The sequence below is a fragment of the Bernardetia sp. ABR2-2B genome (assembly GCF_037126435.1).
GTDB lineage: Bacteria > Bacteroidota > Bacteroidia > Cytophagales > Bernardetiaceae > Bernardetia.
Map to the genome: position 1 here is coordinate 80,053 of NZ_CP147020.1, position 18,201 is coordinate 98,253.

Below are 18,201 nucleotides of genomic sequence, written 5' to 3' on the forward strand. Positions count from 1 at the left end.
GTTTACTTATTTTTAGACACTACAATCACAGATTAAAAAGGTAATTTTACAAAAAGTTACAGGAAAAGAATAATAGAAATAATTTATGAAAGGACTCATTTTGCGCTCAACAGGTTTATGGTACGATGTTTTGGCAGACGATAATCACAGATATAAAGGTCGTTTGCGTGGAAAGCTACGCTTGAATACAGACAGAGTAACAAATCCAATAGCCGTTGGCGATAGAGTAGAAATAACGCTGGAAGACAAAGACGAAAATACGGTTTTGATAGAAAAAATAGAGAAAAGAACAAATTATATCAACCGTCAATCTCCTAAAAAAGATGGTTTTGCTCATACTATTGCAGCCAATCTTGACCAAGCAATTGTGGTTGTTACTCTTGCTATGCCTCGCACTTCGGCAGGATTTATCGACCGTTTTTTGGTAGCAGCAGAAGCATTCAGAATCCCAGGGGTTTTGATTTTTAATAAAACAGATTTGCTTTCAAAAGAAGAACTATTTGTTCAAGAAAAAATGATGCAACGTTATGAGCAAATTGGTTATACCTGTATGGCAATTTCTGCAACAGAAGATGAAGATATTACAAAAGTCTCAACTATTTTGAGAGACAAAGTATCTCTAGTTTCAGGTCATTCAGGCGTAGGAAAATCAACTTTATTGAATCGTCTTTCTCCAGAAATTACTCAAAGTGTACAAGAAGTATCAGATTATACAGAAAAAGGTTTGCACACCACTACTTTTGCAGAGATGTTTGAGATTTTTGAAAATACCTTTGTTATTGATACTCCTGGTATTAAAGAGTTAGGACTTATGAATATGGAAAAATCAGAAATCAGTCATTATTTTCCAGAAATGAGAGAACTTTTAAATAAATGTAAATATGATAATTGTCTTCATTTGAGAGAGCCACAATGTGCTGTTATTGCAGCCGTAGAAAATGGGAATATTGCAAAAAGTAGATACAATAGCTATCTTTCTATGATGGATAATGACGATAATCGTAGATAGTCAGTTACCAGTAAATAATTATTAGTTAAACTCTAGTTTTTCTCTTGACTTTCTTTTTTCTTTCGTTTCTCAAGTTGCTTTTCATAATTTTTACGTCTTTCTAACCAAATTTCTTCTTCTAGTCGGGATATTAATTTATCAATACTTTCTCCATATTTTTCTAAATAGAATTTTCTGAAAAAATCTCTATATTTTATTTGATATTTACAAGGAGTGCAATGGGTATAAACCAAAATTAAATTATGTTTTTCTAAAGCAATCTTAGGAGCTACGTCAAATGGTCTTGCTCCAGCATGTCCAATTACATAATATTTTTTTACAGAATCCTTTACACTATAAAAAGCATCATATTTCGCATAAAATTCCAGTAGAGAATCACTTAGGTTGTCTAATCGACATTCTATATCATTTTCTACCATATAATTATACATAAATCTAATTTCTTGTTCAGAAAATGTAGAATATACTATTGTTGTATCTTCTTTGAAAAAACTTTGCACACGAGATGAGTCTAACTTTAACCAACTTTGTGCTTGACAAAAAACACTAGAAGAAATGAGTAAGAAAAAACTTAGTAAGATGACTTTCATAGTAAGTAATTGATTAATTTTGATTTTCTAACTCTAAACGAATAATACGAAATATAAGTATAGGAAATTAAACAAAACATTAAATTATATCATATAAAAAATGCTTACTGCAATGACCTTAGAATATTGGAATACATTAGCTAACCAAACACTTATGGTCAGTTCACTATTAAGTGGTTTTTCTATTACAGTAGTTGCTAATTTGTTGGTTGCTGACAAAAAGAGTAAAATTATGGATAGTATATTAAAACTAGCCACCATTTCAGCTGGTTGTTTTCTTGTTTCTGTATTTGCTATGACACAAATTTCGATGATGACAACTGCTGGAGGTACTTTAAAAATAACTACTACAAATGATTTTCTTGTTCCTAGAGTAATAGGAGTTTCTACTTTTATGATAGGATTATTTTCTTTATCAGCTATTTTATCATTATCAGGTTGGGTAAAGTCAAGAAGAACAGGAATATTTACAACTATTGTAGGAATTGTTACTCTACTTTTTATCTTTAGTACAATGGTTCGTATCCATCTATAGAAAGAAATTAATTCATTATGCTCAATCACAACAGAAAAATTTATCAAGACAAAAATACGCTTCTTTTTTCTGCACAAAACAGAGCTTTTAGTTATGCTGATGCACTTTTCGAAACGATACGAATTGTAACACGTATAAAAAATGATAAAATAAATTATTCTATTCCATTATGGAAATATCATTTCAAAAGACTTTCGAAAGGAATGGAAGCTTTTGGATATGATATACTAGAAAGCGATTTCCTTAAAAATGAAATTCTAAAAACTGCTTGTTCAACAATTCCCATAAATGAACATAAGAATATTGATTTTAAGGCTCGTTTAACTGTTTTTAGAAGTGAAGGAGGTTTATATACTCCTACAAGTTCAATATCTGAATTTGTAATTGTTTTGAAAGAAATTCCTAAATTAAAATTTTTAGATAAAAGCATTAATAGTTTAGAAAATCTACAAAAGAGCTATGTTTTTTTTGATGATTTACCACTTTTTTCCTCTTTTTTTTCATCTTTCAAAAAGACAGATGCTTTACCCTATGTTTTGGCAGGAAAATACAAAAAAGAACAAAACGCAGATGAAGTTTTTATTTTGAATAATCAGAATAGAATTGCTGAAGCAGGAGCAGCAAATGTATTTATTTTAGATAGAAAAAAATCAGACATAGAAAAAAAGAAACTTCGTTTCATAACTCCTTTAGCTTCTGAAGGTGGCGTAATGGGAACAATGAGAAATTTTTTATTAGATAGTCAAGATAATCAATTAGATAATTATATTTCTCTTGAAGAAAAAACAATCACAAAAGAAGAGCTGAATCAATCAGAAATTATCTTTACCACAAACGCTGTTCAATCCATTCAAATCATCAAAATTACAACTCAAAGACAGTTTGAAGTAATGAGAAATTGGATAAATGAAATCAACCGAGTTTTTGTCAGACCTAGGTGAAAGTTTAATTACAAACTCCCCAAAAAGCTACTCAAAATTTGCCACGTCAGATAAATACTTCCTCCTACAAACCCAGCCAAAAGAATCAAAAAACCTATTGCTGCAAACCAAACAACATATTTGCTAGATGCCGTATGCTTTCCAGAAGTATAATAATCTTTCAAAATATCTACATTTCGTCTATTTGATTTGTAAGCTACATCAAGAAAATCTCCCAAAAAAGGAAATAAGCCAACCAAATAATCAAAAGTGATATTTCCCAAAATTTTGGTCAAGACAGGAAGACTTACGCCGTGCCGAACGATGGACAAAACCATAGAAGCCGAAATAGCAAAGCCTACAAAATCTCCCACAACTGGCACAAGACCAATAAGTGGGTCAAACCCAAAGCGAAAATTTGTTGCAGGAATTTTGAAAACATCATCTAAGATTGTCGATGTTTTATCAATCCAAGCGAGTTCTTTGGGAAGTTCTTTTTTACTTAGTTCTTGATGAAAGGAAGTTTGTTTTTTCATAAAAATAAAAGTTGAAAAAATGATATAATTTGATTTTGAACAAATCTTTGTTAGAATAGATTTATCTTTACTAGATATTTTTCTAAAAATAACAAAAACTATTCAAATAGTAGTATTCATTATGGAAACCAAAAATAACTTTTTAATATACGGTGCTTACGGATATACAGGCGAACTTATCGCAGAATTAGCCGTCAAAAAAGGTTTACAACCTATTTTGGCAGGACGAAATGTAGAAAAAACAAAAGCTTTAGCTGACATATTAGATTTAAAATGGATTGCCTTCGAAGCAACTGACAAAACAGCTTTAAAATTAGCTTTGCAAAGAGAAGAAATAAAAGTAGTCTTGAATTGTGCAGGTCCTTTCACAAAAACAGTCAAAGAATTTATACCTGCCTGTATTGCTGCAAAGGTTCATTATTTAGATATTACAGGCGAAATCGAAGTTTTTGAATATGCCAAAACGCAAGACAAAGAAGCCAAAGAAGCTGAAATTATGATAATGTCAGGAGTAGGTTTTGATGTTGTTCCTTCAGATTGTTTAGCCAAGTTTTTGAAAGATGAATTGCCCACAGCAACACATTTAGAACTCGCTTTTATGGGGTTGGCAGGAGTTTCGCAAGGGACAGCAATTACGATGGTAGAAAATGCAGGTGCAGGAGGAATGATTCGTGAAAATGGAACTATCAAGATCGTAAAAACAGCCTATCAGACAAAAGTAATTGATTATGGAATTAAAAAAATGAACTCAGTAGCTATTCCTTGGGGAGATGTTTCGACAGCTTTTCATTCGACACAAATTCCAAACATTAAAGTATTTATGGCACAACCTCCCAAAGCGATAAAAGCAATGGAAATGAGTAGCTATTTTTCGTTTGCTCTAAAAAATGAGTTTGTAAAAGGATTTATTAAAAAGAAAATAAAAGAAAGAGAAAAAGGACCTAACGAAGAAAAGAGAGATAATAATCATAGCTATTTGTGGGGCAAAGTAACCGATGGAAAAAATACTTTAGAAGCCAGATTAATTACGCCAGAAGGATATAAACTCACTTCAATTGCAGCACTCTTAATTACTGAAAAAGTTTTAAACTCAGATTATAAAATGGGTTATCAAACTCCTTCTAGTACCTATGGAAAAAATTTGATTTTGGAAGTAGAAGGAACAGAAATGACTCTTGTTTAGAAGTTGGGAGTTAGGACATGGGAATTAGAGGAATGAGAGTGCAGAAACGAGGAATTGGGAAATGGAATATAGGAATGAGGAACTAGGACATGGGAATTAGAGGAATGAAATACAAATACTGGAAGATGGGAAATAACAATGCTAGGATTTTGTTTTTAGCGATTTCATAAGTCCCCCTGTTAATCTACCTATTTTTCCTATTTTTAGTAATAATTCATCTTGTGTGTCTTTATCTAAGTAGTCTAATTTATAAGAAAGGATAATTTGAGTTTCTAATTCTCCTAAAGAACCTCTGGCAATAGATACAAATTGAAGATATTGAGGAATGCTGTTTCTCTGATTTCCTTCTGCAATATTTGATGGAATAGAAACAGCAGCTCTTTGCATTTGGCTAGTCAATCCATAAATTTCTGATTTTGGAAACTACCTAGTAATTTTATAAATCTCTACAACCAATTCCATTGCTTCCTGCCAAACTATCAAATCTTTAAAGGTTCTTACCATAATTGAATTGAAATTTTAATACATAAAACACTAAATATATTATTTTATAATTAGTTTCTATCATTTCAGATAATTCCCAATTCCCAATGAATAAATCAGAATAAAATATATTTATTTCTCACAGATAATCAATGGAATTTTCCCCATTTTTGCAGCCGTTTCTGAAAACGAACTTGCATGAGAACCATATATTTTTGAGGTCTTTGATAGACAAGCAACATCAATAAAAGCATCTTGAACTCCTTTTTCAGAATCTCTGTCAAAGGCTTTATTTTGGTTAATTACTATTCTTTTTCCAAACAATTTAATAAGCTCTCGTTCAGTTTCTTTGTCATCGGTGGCTAAGAAAAAGGTAGTTTTGTCATTTAGAGTTATTTCTTTCGTTATATTTTCTATAAAAATAGATAACGGACTTTTTTCTATTGCGCCTATGTGGTCGGTTCTACGAATATGCAAACCAATTGTAGAGTTTTTAAAGTCTTTTGTGATTTGATATATTTCATTTTGAATAGAATCATGAACCACAAAATCTGAAAAAGGAATATTCATTGTTTCAGAATCCATTGAATATTTATTAGTATAATCAATTTCAAAATCGAAACAAGAAACAAGGTAAATAGAATCATATTCTTTCAAATCATTAAAGTCATACTTATTTTTTACAATCTGGAACATTTCATCTTGATAAATGATTTTATCAAACCCTTTTTCCCTTCCCAAAATTTGACGAATTCGATATGACTTTTGATAATTTTCTTCTGTTGGAGGAATGACATTCCAAAGCTTTGCCATACGTGATGGATTGAGCATACTTTTTCCCGTAAAAGGTAATGTTTCAATGACCCTTATTTTATTATTTGGAAGAAACAGACTTTCATAACTTGCCCCTAACTCATGATTATTTTCCCAAATAACCGTAATATAATCTGTTTGGTCAGTTGTTTTTAAAAGTTGAAGAACAGATTCGATGGCACGAAGACGATTACAAAGTCCTCCTGTTGGTTGTACGACGATTTTTTTTAGCATTCCTATTTTTTTCTACCTCAAAAGGTGCAATATATTTTCACACGCTAAAGCGTATGCTAGATTATAATGCAAAATTACTAAAAAAATAGCGAGTGATTTGGCTTTGCCAAGCTATTGATTATACAAATTTTAAGGTTATTTATGAATTCGGTTGCACCTTTCATTTTTGATGGGTCTGTACTGCAAGTCTGACCTATCAAAAATAAGTATTTCTAATTTCGAATAGCTTATTTTGTTAAAGTCAGACCGTTGGTACAGACTTGAACAAAATACAAGTTAAGGTTTGCAACTAAAATCATATAGAACCATTTTTAAGATAAAATGAAGAAAAATACAATTTATTATTTTGTTATATTATCCTGTAATTGTGATTTTAATTATAAAAAACACTCGCTAATTATTTAATTTTAAATCAGTCCAAATTGTGTATAATGATGCTTAAAATGCTTGTAATGAAAAACTAAAGTCTCTTGTGCATGTAAATCTCCCAAAAAAGGATTATAATTATAAGCATAATTTTTTCCTTCATATACTTCAAAAAAACGCTCTAAAGAAGAAAGTAATTTTGCTTTTGCTTCTATGATGGTAGGGTTTGTATAATCTGGCAGACCAAAGCGAAAAGCAGGATTGTCTAAATTTTTAGCCATCGGTTCTGGCGAATAAATTAATACATTTTTAAACATTTCTTGATTAGGACTAGCAGGAATAGGAGGTGTTTTTTTGATTATTGTTGAACTAATAACAGCTGTATAAAGGTGTTCTATCATATGTTGTGCTGTCATTTTCCCCCAATGAGGTTTTGTTACTGATAGCAGTTTTGATGTTGCTGCTGGTACAGTTGTCTGTAAAAAACGTTTTGCTTCTATGATTCTGTGAGGCTCTAAAGTAAGTGTAGGTTTAGCTTCCATTATTATTATTATTAGTTATGGAATGAATAGTCCAAAATGGTTATTTCTGAATACGTAAAAATAAAAATAAAGTTTTTGGTTAGACTAAATAAAAATAATTACAACTAACTCCTTGATTTATAACTTACAAAAAAAGCTTCTTCATTCTATCTTTTTAGATGTTTTTTAAAAATTGCTTTCGGCATAAAATATTCGTAAATTAGAAAATTAATTTAGCCAAAAAAATTAGAATAATTCAAAAACTATTCTTTGGTGAAAAACTTATTGTAAGTAATTCAATAAGTTGATAGATTTAATCAAATTTATCATTCATTTTATTAAAAATTAAATTAGTAATTATCAGTATGGATTTTATTGCCCTTAACAAAGACTTAGAAACTATTATTCAGCAGAAAAGTATGCTTTCTGACATGGATTATAACGACGAAACATACGATGATGCAGAAGAAAAACTGCACGACTTTGAAGATGATTTTTTAGAAAAGTATGGAGAATACTTAGAAGACATGCTAGAAGATTTGTATGAACAACACAGCCCAGATTTAGATGTTCTTTCTCCAATTGCTTATATTGCTCGTAGTTATTCGCCTTTAGAAGAGACAGAACACGGACAGCAATATAGTTTTAAACCACAAGATGCTGTTCAGTTTGAGGTACAAAAAGCCCCAAAAATGGATGCTCGTTTGGTTTTTATTCCTAACCCAGTTCGTCTTTTGCTCGTTTTGGATAAGAAAGAAGTAAGTGAGCTTTGGAGACAGCCCGAATCAGTCAGTTAAATTACGAATTAAAATTACGAATTACGTTTTGATTCATGCTTGGCGTAGAACGTAGCGTAATTCGTGATTTACTTGTCGTAACTTATTAATTAACTCCTTTGCTTGTGTAGGTCATAATTCGTAATCAATTAGAAACATGGACGAAAAAAATAATCCTAAAAATCCTAATAAAGAATCTAAAAAGGAACAAAATGATTTTGAGGATGAAAACTCAAAATTTCCCAATCAAGGTTTTGATGAGAAGTTAAATAAGCTTCCCAAAAATCTTGTTCCAAAAAAATATACCTCACAATCTTCTACCAAAAATACAGATAGTGAGGCTAGTGATTTATTGAAAGTTGCCGAAGGATTTAGAGAGGAAATACAGGAAACACGTTCTTATTTGCGTCGTTTTGATAAGGATTATGAAGAAAATGTAAAAAAAGACCCTATTTATCATCATTTGAGCCAAATGAGCGACCTTACTATTGAAGATGATGAACTTGCTCAACGCATTTATAAAAATAAAATAAAAGAATATAAAGGAACACGAGAAACTGCACGTAAAACGGGCGATATGGTAGGGCGAGGAAGAAGAGTATATTTAAAAGTTTTTGGAGAAGACGAAGAAGCAGAACCACAACAAAGGCAAAGTCAGCCCGATGCTCGTTATCAACCAAAAGGAGTAACATTACAAAGCCAAACACGTGCATTAGAAAATATTTATAGCCAAAGTAAGAAAGGATTAGAAGAGTATTTAGGTGAGAATTTACTCAATAAGGTAGGTATTGGTATGCTTATCTTAGGCGTAATTATGCTTATCAATTTCGGTATTGATGCTGGTTTTATTGGAAATATAGGACAATTATTTATTGGTTTTTCGGTAGGAGGTATTCTTTTGGCACTTTCGCATCGTCAGAGAAATAGCAGCAAAAGTTTGAGTGCGACTTACTTAGTAGGTGGTATGATAATTTTATATTATTCTGCCAGTTTGCTTTTTGAATATTACTCGGTAGGTAGTCAGATTTGGGCATATGCAATAAATCTAATTATCACTCTGATAGCCGTTGTTTTAGCAATTGCACACGACAGAAAAACCCTTGCCTTGGTTTCTATTATAGGTGGATATGTTACAGCTTTTGTTGTTGTGGGTTTCGAATCAACAAATTACTTAGCTCTTTTTACATATTTATTATTGCTCAATGTTATTGCTTTAGGTATTGCACATCGAAAAGAGTGGGATAATATCAATATTTTTACTTTTATAGCCTCCTTATTTCTTTTTGATGTTTGGGTATTTTTAGCAGATTTTAATGTGGGTAATAATGATTTTACAGCCCTCGTTTTTTCAACACTCTACTATATTACATTTTTCCTAATGAATATTGTTTATAGTATGGGGACAAAACAGCGTTTGAAAAGCTTTAACTACACAATGCTTTTAGCAAACGTGATTTCTTATGTCATAATTATTTCTTATGTCTTATATCAAATTGATAATTTTGGCTATTTAGGAGTATTTATTTTTGGCTTAGCTGTTTTTAATTCTATCTATTCTTATCTTCTTTATAAATCTGACAGTGCAGATGTAAAGCTTTTTTATACAGTTATTGGCTATACGATTCTGTTTTTTACAATTGCAATTCCTCTTATAGTAGATAAAGAATATATCAATGTCTGCTTTGTTTTTGAAGGCGTAATTCTGATTTGGGTGGGCGTTCGTTCGCAGATGAGTGTTTTCAAAACAGCTTCTATGTTTTTGATTGGAGCTTCTATTCTTGTTTGGTTTTTTGATTTGTATTGGTCATATGAAAATGATTTGACAAGACGGTTTTTGTTGAATGGAGCTGTTTTGAGTAGTCTTTTGACAATGGTCGGACTTGCATTTTCTATTTATCTTCTTAAAGATGAAGACGAAGAAGAAGATATTGGGTTCATAACTGTTGGAATGTACACTAACTTTCTTGGTGGTTTTATGCTCCTTGTTTTGTTTTTGATAGGAAATCTAGAGCTCATTATTCACAAATCAAATAACTTTGGAAGTAATGATTTTCGCCTTATCCTAATAGGACTTTTTAATATCATTTATGCTGTTGGAGTGTGGCAGTTTGCCAAAACAGTAAAATGGAATGGTGTTATGCAAATTATGGGAGGAATGGTATTTCTGATGGCTTTTGTTTATCTAGGATTGGTTCAACCTCAAGCTATGGATTTGCTTTTAGAACATATTCGCACAAAATCAGCAGAATCTCACTGGATAACAAACAGTAATGCACTTTCTCAATATTTGGGGCATTATCTCAATCTTTTTATTACGATTTTTGGTTTGCTTTTACTAACTCGTGATGTCTATTATGAAGATGGCGAGAAGTCAGTTGTTTATGCGACCACAATTTATATTTTATGTTTTGCCGTAGTTGCTTATCTATCTTTAGAGCTTCGCAATACAGTTATTTGGGTTTTCTACGATATTAGTGATGGAATAGAGGGAAAAGAAGCTATCCTACAAACTAACAGTCAGTTTGGTTATCCTATTTTATGGGCTTTATTATCCGTAACAGCAATTACATTAGGTATGAAATATAAAATAAAAGAAGTGCGTTTGTTTGCTCTTGTTTTGTTTGTTGTTTTGCTTCTAAAGTTTTTTGCTTGGGATTTTTGGCAAATGGGAAGAGTCGAAGGAATCATTACTTTTGTTATCATTGGTGCAATTTTGCTTCGTATTGGTTGGAAATACAATCAACTCAAAAAGATTGTTATGGAAGGAGAATTACAGGAGATTTATCAGAATACTTCCGAAGTAGAAGAGCCTAGAGAAGAACTAACAGGAAGAATTTCGTCTGAAAGACAACCTACTCAAGAAACTAAAAACAGAATGAATCCAAATCCGAATCGAAATATTGGTTCAGAAATGGATACAGAAGACAGGGAAAAAGAGAGAGATGAATTAGCTGATTTGCCACCTCCTCCCAATCCTCGTGCAGAAGATAGAGTTCCAAAAAAAGATAAAGACAAAGATGAATAATTAAATTATGACTTTCGAAGAAATAGTAATTATTTTACAAGAAAAATTTCAAGACTCCATTTCAGTTCAGAATACAGAAACATTACAACCCCGTATTTTGATAGAGAAAAAAGAAAATCTATTAGAGATAGCTCAATTTCTATATGCTGATGAGAGGCTTTATTTTGATAATTTAGTTTGTATTACTGCTTTAGACAACCAAGATTCTTTTGAAGTAGTTTATCAATTCTACTCTTATCCTTTTGAGCATTCGATGACTTTGGCTGTTTTGCTTTCAAACGAAGAAAATCCTTCTGTTGATTCTCTTACTTCTATTTGGAAATCTGCCGACTGGCACGAACGAGAAGCTTTTGATATGATAGGGATAAACTTCACTAATCATCCAGATTTGAGAAGAATATTAATGCCCTCTGACTGGGAGGGTTTTCCTCTGCGAAAAGACTACAAAACACAAGAAGAATATCACGGAATAAAAGTAGATTATTAGAATCTAAAAATTCAATCGAATCGTAGTCCATCCTGTTGTGGTTTCCCAAGCTGGTGTTCCTGAAGAAATATCTTCTCCTCCTGCATTACTATTCATCGGTGAAAGGTTTTTCTCGTTTAATAAATTTTTCACAGAAAGTCCCCACTGAACTGTTTTTGTAATATTCCATTGTGAAGAAAAATTAAGAATTAGTCCACCGTCTGCGACCGTTCCGATAGGCGAATACCATTTTCCATAATAAAGAGCATTCATTCCTAAAGAAATCTTTTGAATTGGTCGTACCATAAAATTAGCTCTAAAAATACTTTCTGGATAGGCTTTAAAATGTAGATTGTCATTTCCACCATCAGCTAAGTACATACTGTTTCCTCCTTGAGCAATTTGCTTTTGCTCTTCGGTAGCTCCCAAAACTTTTACTAAAGAGTGAGAAACAATTAAATCAAATATGTCTTTTGAATAAGTCATTGAAGTTTCCAAACCCACTTGATTAAAACTACCAGGAGTGTTTTTGAAATACCAAAACCCATTCCAATCTCCTGCTTTATCAGTTCCAATTTCATCTAAAATAATATTATCAGGATTGCGATAAATTACGCCTACATCAATTACGTTTGTGATACTATTATAAAAAGCAACAGCATTAAATTTTAGATTCTCGGAAGGTAAGAATGTAAAAGAACCCTCAATACCATTCACTCTTTCAGGCAAAACAGTTGGAATATTTGTCTCTGTATCGCTTGTGGGATTTCCATTACTATCAAAAACTGGAATATCTGCTCCATTTACATTACCGTAATTATCAGCTCTCAAAAATCCATCCCCGTTATAGCCACCTGTATAATGTAAACCTACTGCACCTCTGAAACCTGTTTGATACGAAAGACGAGTAATAAATTTTTCAGTAGGCGAATAAATAGCACCCACACGAGGAGAAATATTATTTCCCCAAAAAGGATGATTATCATAACGAAAAGCTCCAAAGACTTCTAGCTTATCAGAAACAGAATAATAATCTTCTGCAAAAAGACTAAAAACTTGTATGTCTTTTCTAAAACCCATTGTCAAAACTTGATTTGCTGTTATTGGGTCAAAAGCTCCAATTTTATTTGCTATAAAGTTATTATTTTGATTGTTTGCTTTTCCCATCTGAAAAACTCGTGCCTCTAATCCAATGGCTAATTTATTGTTTGGAATCAGTTCATTGAGATTTAAAAGAAGCTTTCCTCCCAAACGGTCTTCCCGAGTTCCTCCCATTGCAGTTCCAATAACAGAAAAAAGTGCAAAGTTATCTTGAGCATAATTTACTTCTGCTTTTAGATTGGCGTGTTGGCTCAAATTAAAATTATATGAACCAACAATGCTTGTCAGTGTCTGATTAAATACATTTCTATCTCTATAAAAATTATATAAATCACGAATTTGGTCGGTATAAGTAGCTTCAATTGTGAAGTTTTTGTATTCAATATTTCCAGTCATCAAAACGCTTTCTGATTTTCTTAGGCGAAGTCCAATATCTTTCACTTGTCCACCTGTAAACCCTTGATTTCCCTGTTGTGCAGCCCAACCCTCATTTCTTAATTCTTGTCCTTGGTAACGGCTTGTAGAAATATAAAAATAACTTTTTAAGTCTCCAGAGCGAAGTTGAGCATCAAAACTGCCATTCAAAGCTCCATCTAATCCAAAACCCGCCGTCATATTTGCTCTTGCTAGTCCTTCAGTTTTTCCAAATTCTCCTTGTTTGGTTACAATATTTATTACTCCCAAAAGCGCACCCTGTCCGAGTGTAACTGACCCTGCACCACGAATAACCTCAACCCTTTCTATATAATCATAATTTGTATTATTAAGAATAGCATCAGCAGGTCCCCAAAAAAATTCAGTATTTACATTGTGTCCATTAATAAGAAGCATTACCTTTGAATTATTATCAGGAGCAAGACCACGAAAACCCATAATCATATCATCTTGGTCTTCAACAAGAAAAAAACCAGGGACAAAAAGTGTCAGAGCTTCTGCAAGTGTACGAGCCGAACTAAGCTGCAACTGCTCACGAGTAATTGTAGTAACAGCAGCAGGTTGTTTGTTTTCGTCTGTGCTAATATTGGAAGCGACGCTAATTGCTGTTTCAGTTTCTTCGGCTTCGGTTAGCTCGTCTAAAGAAAATTTATAGAGTTCGTTTTGAAGAGAATCTATTTGTGCAAAGGAAGGAAGTGATAAAGCTACAAACAGTAGTAGGAAAAGTAAAGTATTTTTCATATTTATCTCTAAAATTTTTGTAAACTAATTCGTAAAAGTAGTAGTATCCTGTATTTAGTTCAATAAGTTAATTAATTTGAAATTAAAATTAAAATTTTCTTACAAAAAATCTTTAAAAATTTACTCCTCACTTCTTAACTGATGTTACACAAAGATAAAATTTCTATAAATTTACCATATAAAACGAAACCCACGATTTTAATCGTGAGAAAACAGGCTGTTTTGCTTTCCCATAACTAAAGTTATGGGTTTCATTTTTTTTAATTGCGTAACATCACTTCTTAAAATAAATCTATGAAAATCTATTTTCAATTTTTTTTCTGGCTTTGCTTCACTTTTTCATTCAGTTTTGGGAATTGTTTTGGACAACATATTTATGAAAACAGTATAAAAAGATTCAAATACTCTGCTTTAGACAGTTTATTTGATGGTATAGTGAAAAATAAAAAAGTTACTGTTGGAGTTTCAATAATTGATTTTGGAGATAGTCAGAGATGGTCTGTAAGTCATTCAAATGATAAATTAATGGATAGTTTAGTAAAAAGAAATAAGATAAACTTTCCTACAATGAGTGTTTATAAGTTTCATTTGGCGTTGGCTATCTTGAAAGAAGTGGACAAAGGAAAAATTGCTTTGAATGAAGAATTATGTATTAAAAAAAATGATTTGATAGAGAATACTTACTCTCCTTTAAGAAAGAATTTAAAAAGAACGTATAAAGAAGACTATGAAGAAAAACTAAAAGAAGGTGTTTTTATGAAATTAAGTGAGCTACTTTCTTATATGGTTTCGAAAAGTGATAATAATGCGTGTGATATTCTGTTTCGTCTTTTGGGAGGAAAAAATTATGAAAAGGAAAACAAAAAGAAGGTAAAAAAAGAGCTTTCAGAAAGTCAGGTTATAAAATGTAGAAAAGAATATAATCAAAAAGGAGTAGAAAAAGCAAATAAATTTATTAGAAAATTAGGTTTAAAACACACAACTATTACAGCAAGTGAGGAGAAAATGCACGAAAGTTTTGATAATCAATACTTGAATACAACAACTCCACTAGATGCTGTTTCATTATTAAAGCATTTTTATAATGGAAAAATACTTAAAAAAGAAACACAAGATTTTTTGTGGAAAATATTAACTGAAACCCAAACAGGAAGTAACAAATTAAAAGCAGGATTGCCACAAAATCAAGATATAATTTTAGGACATAAAACAGGAAGTTCGTTCAGAAAAGAACCACGAGAAGGACAAGAGTTTGGTCTAAAAGCAGCAGAAAACGATATTGGAATTGTTATTACGCCAACAAAAAGTTATGCTATTGCTATTTTTATCAAAAACTCTACTGAAAGTAATGAAACAAATGTTGCTCTTATTGCAGAGTTATCAAAGATGATTTATGAACATCTAATTAATGGGGCAAAATAAAGTTTACTAATACGTTTATAGAGAAGTTTTAAAACGCAGTTACAGCATTAATTAATAAATCTGAAATAGATGAAATTTCTATAAAAGCTGTTTTTTGTGCAGCTTCTTTTGCGTTTGGATGTGTATCTGTAACGATTATTTTTTCTATCAATTTAGAATTTTCTAATCTTTCGATACTTCCTTTTGGAAAAACTCCGTGTGTAGCCACTACATAAATTTCTTTTGCACCAGCTTCTTTATAAACTTTAGCTGCATTGATAAGTGAGCCACCTGTTCGAATCATATCATCGTATAAAACTACTTTTTTATTACTTACATCAGCATTTACGCCCGTAATTTCGGTATCACTTCCCGAAGAACGACGCTTATAGACAAAAGCTGCATCTACTCCCAAATCAAAGGCGAGAGATTCTACCCATTTTGCACGTCCTGCATCAGCAGAAGCCAGTACAAAATCAGTTCCTCCTAATTTTCTAGCTGCTTCCAAAATTAAAGGTTTTGCATATAAGTGTGCTGTATGAACACCATTTTCAAAATAATATTGCAGTCCCGAAACGTGTAAATCTACCATTACAATACGGTTTCCTAAGTAGGATTGAGGAATGGCAGAAAGTAATCTTGCACGAGTTTTGGCAGTAACAATTTCGCCAGATTTTACAGCTCTTTCCATTGTAGAATAGCCATAAAAAGGAATAATAATCGTTAGCCTTTTGACACCTGCATCTACAAGACCACTAGCAAGGTCGTAGAGTTCCATTGTATCTTTTTCTGAAACTGTACCACCAATCAGAACAGCTTCTTTAGCCAAAACGTTGGATAAAATACGATAATATGATTCTCCGTCTGGGAAAAGTTTGTATTCTAATTCTCCTTTTTCAAAAGTATCTTGTTGCTTTACAAATGTTTCTCTAAAGTAAGTATATTTTTGGGTAGAAAATACTAATGTTTTTTCTTTCATAATTTTTATAAAAAGCTATTTTGATTCTAAATTTTTAATCAAAAAGTATAAAGTAATTTTTATCTCCTATATCATCTAATTCTCTTGGTGTAAAATATGAACATAAATAGTTGTAAGCTCCCTTAGAACCAAACTTATCACAGAAATCTAATTGAGATTGTATATAGTTTTTAATAACTTTAGAATCATATTTTTCTAATATCACTATTTTCTCAGATATAATTTTACCATTTAATTTATCTTTGAATCTGTCATAAATTCCTTCTACAGATGCAAATACAGCAAAAAATCCCACAACATTTGGATATAAATGACTCACTTCGAAACAAACTGAAATGTAAAAATTTTCTGTATTATCAAGTGATTTCTCATATTCATCTAAAGACATTATTACTTTGTCTTCAATTCCTATATAATAAAGTCCATATTTACTCATGTAAAACTATTTTTAAAAACTAAACCGTCGTTGAGGCTTTGCCGTCAACGAGGTTTATAGTATTCGTAATTATTCATTATCCTCTTCTACGCTCTAAAAGAATCATCATCATCAAGCCTAGAAGTATTCTTTCTTCTTCAATTTCTTCTAACTCTGCTAGTTTTTCTACTTTAAATCTTCTCCCAAAGAAAGAGGGTTCTTTTTTGAGTTTGGCTACAATTTCTCCATTTGGACGAGAAACATTATAAGTAGGGTTGAAAAAATAACCTGTCAGCATTCCCAAAACAGGAACTTCTCCTAAAGCTGAATCTGCTACTTTTATCCATGCATTGGCTTCTTCAATAATTAAATCTTGGTTGTCTTCAATGTCATAGATTTCATATTTCGCTTTCCAAATTGAACGCCAACCTTTACGAGCTACACGACCTAAGTTTTTTCCTTGAGCATCTTCAAACATATAAGAGGCTGAAAAATCTAACCATTTATTGGCTTTAATAGAATATTTTAATTCAGATTTTGAATCGTCTGTAAAAAGATTAACTTCTTCTTTTAATTTGAACATCTTCTGACGTACATAGGCAAGAGTTTGTCCGTTTGCATCAGTAGCAATAAAATCATTTGCAAAAGTTGCAATTTTAAAGGTAAGATGAAGAGGAAACTGAAAATGACTCATAATAAGTATAGTAAATTTGATGAAAATAAAGTTATTTAGTCTTTAACAATGTAAAGTCTAAGTATAAATGTACAAAAAATACTTTTAACAATAAACAAAATTTTCCATAGCAGTAGATTTAAAAACCTATTACCATGGAAAATCAATTGAGCATAAAAAATATAGATAGACTTACTTATCACTTCTAATCTTTCTCTACTTCAATAAGACTAAGCAACTCCATTTCTCCTGAAGGTTTATATTCATACTGATAAAAACCTTCTTCGGCAATAAGCATCAGCAAACCGTTGAAAGGAATTACATCTCTTGCTTTTATATCTTTAAATTCGTGGAGGAGCTGAATTTGGTCAGGTGTAAAAGTAATATCAAAAACCTTTAATCCTGAATTTCCATCACAAACAAAAAGCAATCTGTCATCTACACCTAATCCATAAGGATTTTCTAATTGATATTGATTGACTGCAAAAGGACTAGTAGGGTTGCTTACATTGATTACTTCTAACTGGTCAATTTGGAAAGTATTTCTACAATCTGTTCCCGAGCGCACGGTTACATACGCATAATCTCCTTGCACCACCACAGGGTCACATGCCTGTACGTGTTCGTACATAGAAGTATAAGTGGGAATAGATGGATTCGAAATATCATAAATCAACATTCCTGTTTGTGTTCCTAAGTACAAATAATTACCATAAGGGAAAACAGTTTCTACACCGTTTATCAGTCCAATAGTTTGTTCGAAAGTAGGGTCTGTATTATCTTGAACATCAAAAACTCGCATTTGATTATTACTTATTGTATAAAGTTTGTCTCCAACGACTGTAAAACGAGCTAATGAACCACCCTTTCCTCCATTACCGATAGCAGTTGATGCTTCTTCACTGAAACCATCTTCATAACAACTTGTAAGAGAAAATGCTAAAAGAGCAACAAGTATATATATATTATTTTTCATTTTTTTTAAATTAAAGTGTTTTT

At 31.6% G+C, this 18,201-nt stretch carries 17 protein-coding genes and 1 pseudogene; 8 read left to right on the forward strand and 10 right to left on the reverse strand.

Annotated elements, in window-relative coordinates; genetic code table 11:
* Positions 1-85: 85 nt before the first annotated feature.
* Positions 86-1,009, forward strand: a complete 924-nt coding sequence (gene rsgA / locus WAF17_RS00350) for a ribosome small subunit-dependent GTPase A (protein WP_338764810.1) — start codon at positions 86-88, stop codon at positions 1,007-1,009.
* A 32-nt stretch (positions 1,010-1,041) separates the two neighbouring features.
* Here the strand turns inward: rsgA and WAF17_RS00355 are convergent, their stop codons facing one another.
* Positions 1,042-1,599: a hypothetical protein gene (locus WAF17_RS00355; RefSeq protein WP_338764812.1), complete on the reverse strand. Its 558-nt coding sequence runs from the start codon at positions 1,597-1,599 to the stop codon at positions 1,042-1,044.
* A gap of 100 nt (positions 1,600-1,699) precedes the next feature.
* On the opposite strand from WAF17_RS00355, the gene WAF17_RS00360 reads away from it, so the two are divergent.
* Together WAF17_RS00360 and WAF17_RS00365 are read left to right on the forward strand one after the other, a co-directional pair.
* Entirely contained in the window at positions 1,700-2,134 is a 435-nt protein-coding gene (locus WAF17_RS00360) for a hypothetical protein (protein ID WP_338764814.1), read from the forward strand.
* Between the two features lie 17 nt (positions 2,135-2,151).
* The gene (locus WAF17_RS00365; protein ID WP_338764817.1) at positions 2,152-3,075 is read left to right on the forward strand and encodes an aminotransferase class IV; all 924 of its coding nucleotides are present in this window, start codon (positions 2,152-2,154) and stop codon (positions 3,073-3,075) included.
* Between the two features lie 8 nt (positions 3,076-3,083).
* On the opposite strand, the gene WAF17_RS00370 is transcribed toward WAF17_RS00365, so the two are convergent.
* Positions 3,084-3,590, reverse strand: a complete 507-nt coding sequence (locus tag WAF17_RS00370) for a DUF4112 domain-containing protein (protein WP_338764820.1) — start codon at positions 3,588-3,590, stop codon at positions 3,084-3,086.
* 121 nt (positions 3,591-3,711) lie between these two features.
* Here WAF17_RS00370 and WAF17_RS00375 point away from each other — a divergent pair, with 121 nt between their 5' ends.
* Positions 3,712-4,773, forward strand: coding sequence for a saccharopine dehydrogenase NADP-binding domain-containing protein (locus WAF17_RS00375; protein WP_338764823.1), 1,062 nt, complete (start codon positions 3,712-3,714; stop codon positions 4,771-4,773).
* A gap of 141 nt (positions 4,774-4,914) precedes the next feature.
* Here the strand turns inward: WAF17_RS00375 and WAF17_RS00380 are convergent.
* The 3 genes and pseudogenes from WAF17_RS00380 to WAF17_RS00390 form a co-directional block, all read right to left on the reverse strand.
* Positions 4,915-5,184 (reverse strand): annotated as a pseudogene (locus WAF17_RS00380) (four helix bundle protein); the annotation flags it as partial.
* 204 nt (positions 5,185-5,388) lie between these two features.
* Positions 5,389-6,303, reverse strand: a complete 915-nt coding sequence (locus tag WAF17_RS00385) for a hypothetical protein (protein ID WP_338764825.1) — start codon at positions 6,301-6,303, stop codon at positions 5,389-5,391.
* A 407-nt stretch (positions 6,304-6,710) separates the two neighbouring features.
* A complete protein-coding gene (locus WAF17_RS00390) occupies positions 6,711-7,211 on the reverse strand; it encodes a hypothetical protein (protein WP_338764827.1) in 501 nt (166 codons plus the stop codon).
* Positions 7,212-7,555: 344 nt separating this feature from the next.
* Here WAF17_RS00390 and WAF17_RS00395 point away from each other — a divergent pair, with 344 nt between their 5' ends.
* From WAF17_RS00395 to WAF17_RS00405, 3 genes are all read left to right on the forward strand, one after another.
* Positions 7,556-7,987: a hypothetical protein gene (locus WAF17_RS00395; protein WP_338764829.1), complete on the forward strand. Its 432-nt coding sequence runs from the start codon at positions 7,556-7,558 to the stop codon at positions 7,985-7,987.
* 136 nt (positions 7,988-8,123) lie between these two features.
* The gene (locus tag WAF17_RS00400; protein WP_338764830.1) at positions 8,124-10,991 is read left to right on the forward strand and encodes a DUF2339 domain-containing protein; all 2,868 of its coding nucleotides are present in this window, start codon (positions 8,124-8,126) and stop codon (positions 10,989-10,991) included.
* Positions 10,992-10,998: 7 nt separating this feature from the next.
* On the forward strand, positions 10,999-11,478 hold the full coding sequence (locus WAF17_RS00405; RefSeq protein ID WP_338764832.1) for an NADH-quinone oxidoreductase subunit C: 480 nt from the start codon (positions 10,999-11,001) through the stop codon (positions 11,476-11,478).
* 3 nt (positions 11,479-11,481) lie between these two features.
* Here the strand turns inward: WAF17_RS00405 and WAF17_RS00410 are convergent, their stop codons facing one another.
* Positions 11,482-13,734, reverse strand: coding sequence for a TonB-dependent receptor (locus tag WAF17_RS00410; protein ID WP_338764834.1), 2,253 nt, complete (start codon positions 13,732-13,734; stop codon positions 11,482-11,484).
* 294 nt (positions 13,735-14,028) lie between these two features.
* Here WAF17_RS00410 and WAF17_RS00415 point away from each other — a divergent pair, with 294 nt between their 5' ends.
* Positions 14,029-15,156: a serine hydrolase gene (locus WAF17_RS00415; RefSeq protein ID WP_338764836.1), complete on the forward strand. Its 1,128-nt coding sequence runs from the start codon at positions 14,029-14,031 to the stop codon at positions 15,154-15,156.
* Positions 15,157-15,184: 28 nt separating this feature from the next.
* Here WAF17_RS00415 and prs read toward each other — a convergent pair whose 3' ends face one another.
* The 4 genes from prs to WAF17_RS00435 all read right to left on the reverse strand — a co-directional run bounded on the left by prs (position 15,185) and on the right by WAF17_RS00435 (position 18,178).
* Positions 15,185-16,114 (reverse strand): ribose-phosphate diphosphokinase, encoded by a 930-nt coding sequence (gene prs, locus WAF17_RS00420; protein ID WP_338764838.1) that lies wholly within the window; start codon positions 16,112-16,114, stop codon positions 15,185-15,187.
* A 34-nt stretch (positions 16,115-16,148) separates the two neighbouring features.
* The gene (locus WAF17_RS00425; protein ID WP_338764840.1) at positions 16,149-16,550 is read right to left on the reverse strand and encodes a hypothetical protein; all 402 of its coding nucleotides are present in this window, start codon (positions 16,548-16,550) and stop codon (positions 16,149-16,151) included.
* Positions 16,551-16,626: 76 nt separating this feature from the next.
* Entirely contained in the window at positions 16,627-17,223 is a 597-nt protein-coding gene (locus tag WAF17_RS00430) for a hypothetical protein (RefSeq protein ID WP_338764842.1), read from the reverse strand.
* Positions 17,224-17,407: 184 nt separating this feature from the next.
* Positions 17,408-18,178: a hypothetical protein gene (locus WAF17_RS00435; RefSeq protein WP_338764844.1), complete on the reverse strand. Its 771-nt coding sequence runs from the start codon at positions 18,176-18,178 to the stop codon at positions 17,408-17,410.
* Between the last annotated feature and the right edge of the window lie 23 nt (positions 18,179-18,201).

Coding starts and splice junctions, on each gene's coding strand:
- rsgA (WP_338764810.1), top strand. CDS start 86: ATGAAAGGACTCATTTTGCGCTCAACAGGTTTATGGTACGATGTTTTG.
- WAF17_RS00355 (WP_338764812.1), bottom strand. CDS start 1,599: ATGAAAGTCATCTTACTAAGTTTTTTCTTACTCATTTCTTCTAGTGTT.
- WAF17_RS00360 (WP_338764814.1), top strand. CDS start 1,700: ATGCTTACTGCAATGACCTTAGAATATTGGAATACATTAGCTAACCAA.
- WAF17_RS00365 (WP_338764817.1), top strand. CDS start 2,152: ATGCTCAATCACAACAGAAAAATTTATCAAGACAAAAATACGCTTCTT.
- WAF17_RS00370 (WP_338764820.1), bottom strand. CDS start 3,590: ATGAAAAAACAAACTTCCTTTCATCAAGAACTAAGTAAAAAAGAACTT.
- WAF17_RS00375 (WP_338764823.1), top strand. CDS start 3,712: ATGGAAACCAAAAATAACTTTTTAATATACGGTGCTTACGGATATACA.
- WAF17_RS00385 (WP_338764825.1), bottom strand. CDS start 6,303: ATGCTAAAAAAAATCGTCGTACAACCAACAGGAGGACTTTGTAATCGT.
- WAF17_RS00390 (WP_338764827.1), bottom strand. CDS start 7,211: ATGGAAGCTAAACCTACACTTACTTTAGAGCCTCACAGAATCATAGAA.
- WAF17_RS00395 (WP_338764829.1), top strand. CDS start 7,556: ATGGATTTTATTGCCCTTAACAAAGACTTAGAAACTATTATTCAGCAG.
- WAF17_RS00400 (WP_338764830.1), top strand. CDS start 8,124: ATGGACGAAAAAAATAATCCTAAAAATCCTAATAAAGAATCTAAAAAG.
- WAF17_RS00405 (WP_338764832.1), top strand. CDS start 10,999: ATGACTTTCGAAGAAATAGTAATTATTTTACAAGAAAAATTTCAAGAC.
- WAF17_RS00410 (WP_338764834.1), bottom strand. CDS start 13,734: ATGAAAAATACTTTACTTTTCCTACTACTGTTTGTAGCTTTATCACTT.
- WAF17_RS00415 (WP_338764836.1), top strand. CDS start 14,029: ATGAAAATCTATTTTCAATTTTTTTTCTGGCTTTGCTTCACTTTTTCA.
- prs (WP_338764838.1), bottom strand. CDS start 16,114: ATGAAAGAAAAAACATTAGTATTTTCTACCCAAAAATATACTTACTTT.
- WAF17_RS00425 (WP_338764840.1), bottom strand. CDS start 16,550: ATGAGTAAATATGGACTTTATTATATAGGAATTGAAGACAAAGTAATA.
- WAF17_RS00430 (WP_338764842.1), bottom strand. CDS start 17,223: ATGAGTCATTTTCAGTTTCCTCTTCATCTTACCTTTAAAATTGCAACT.
- WAF17_RS00435 (WP_338764844.1), bottom strand. CDS start 18,178: ATGAAAAATAATATATATATACTTGTTGCTCTTTTAGCATTTTCTCTT.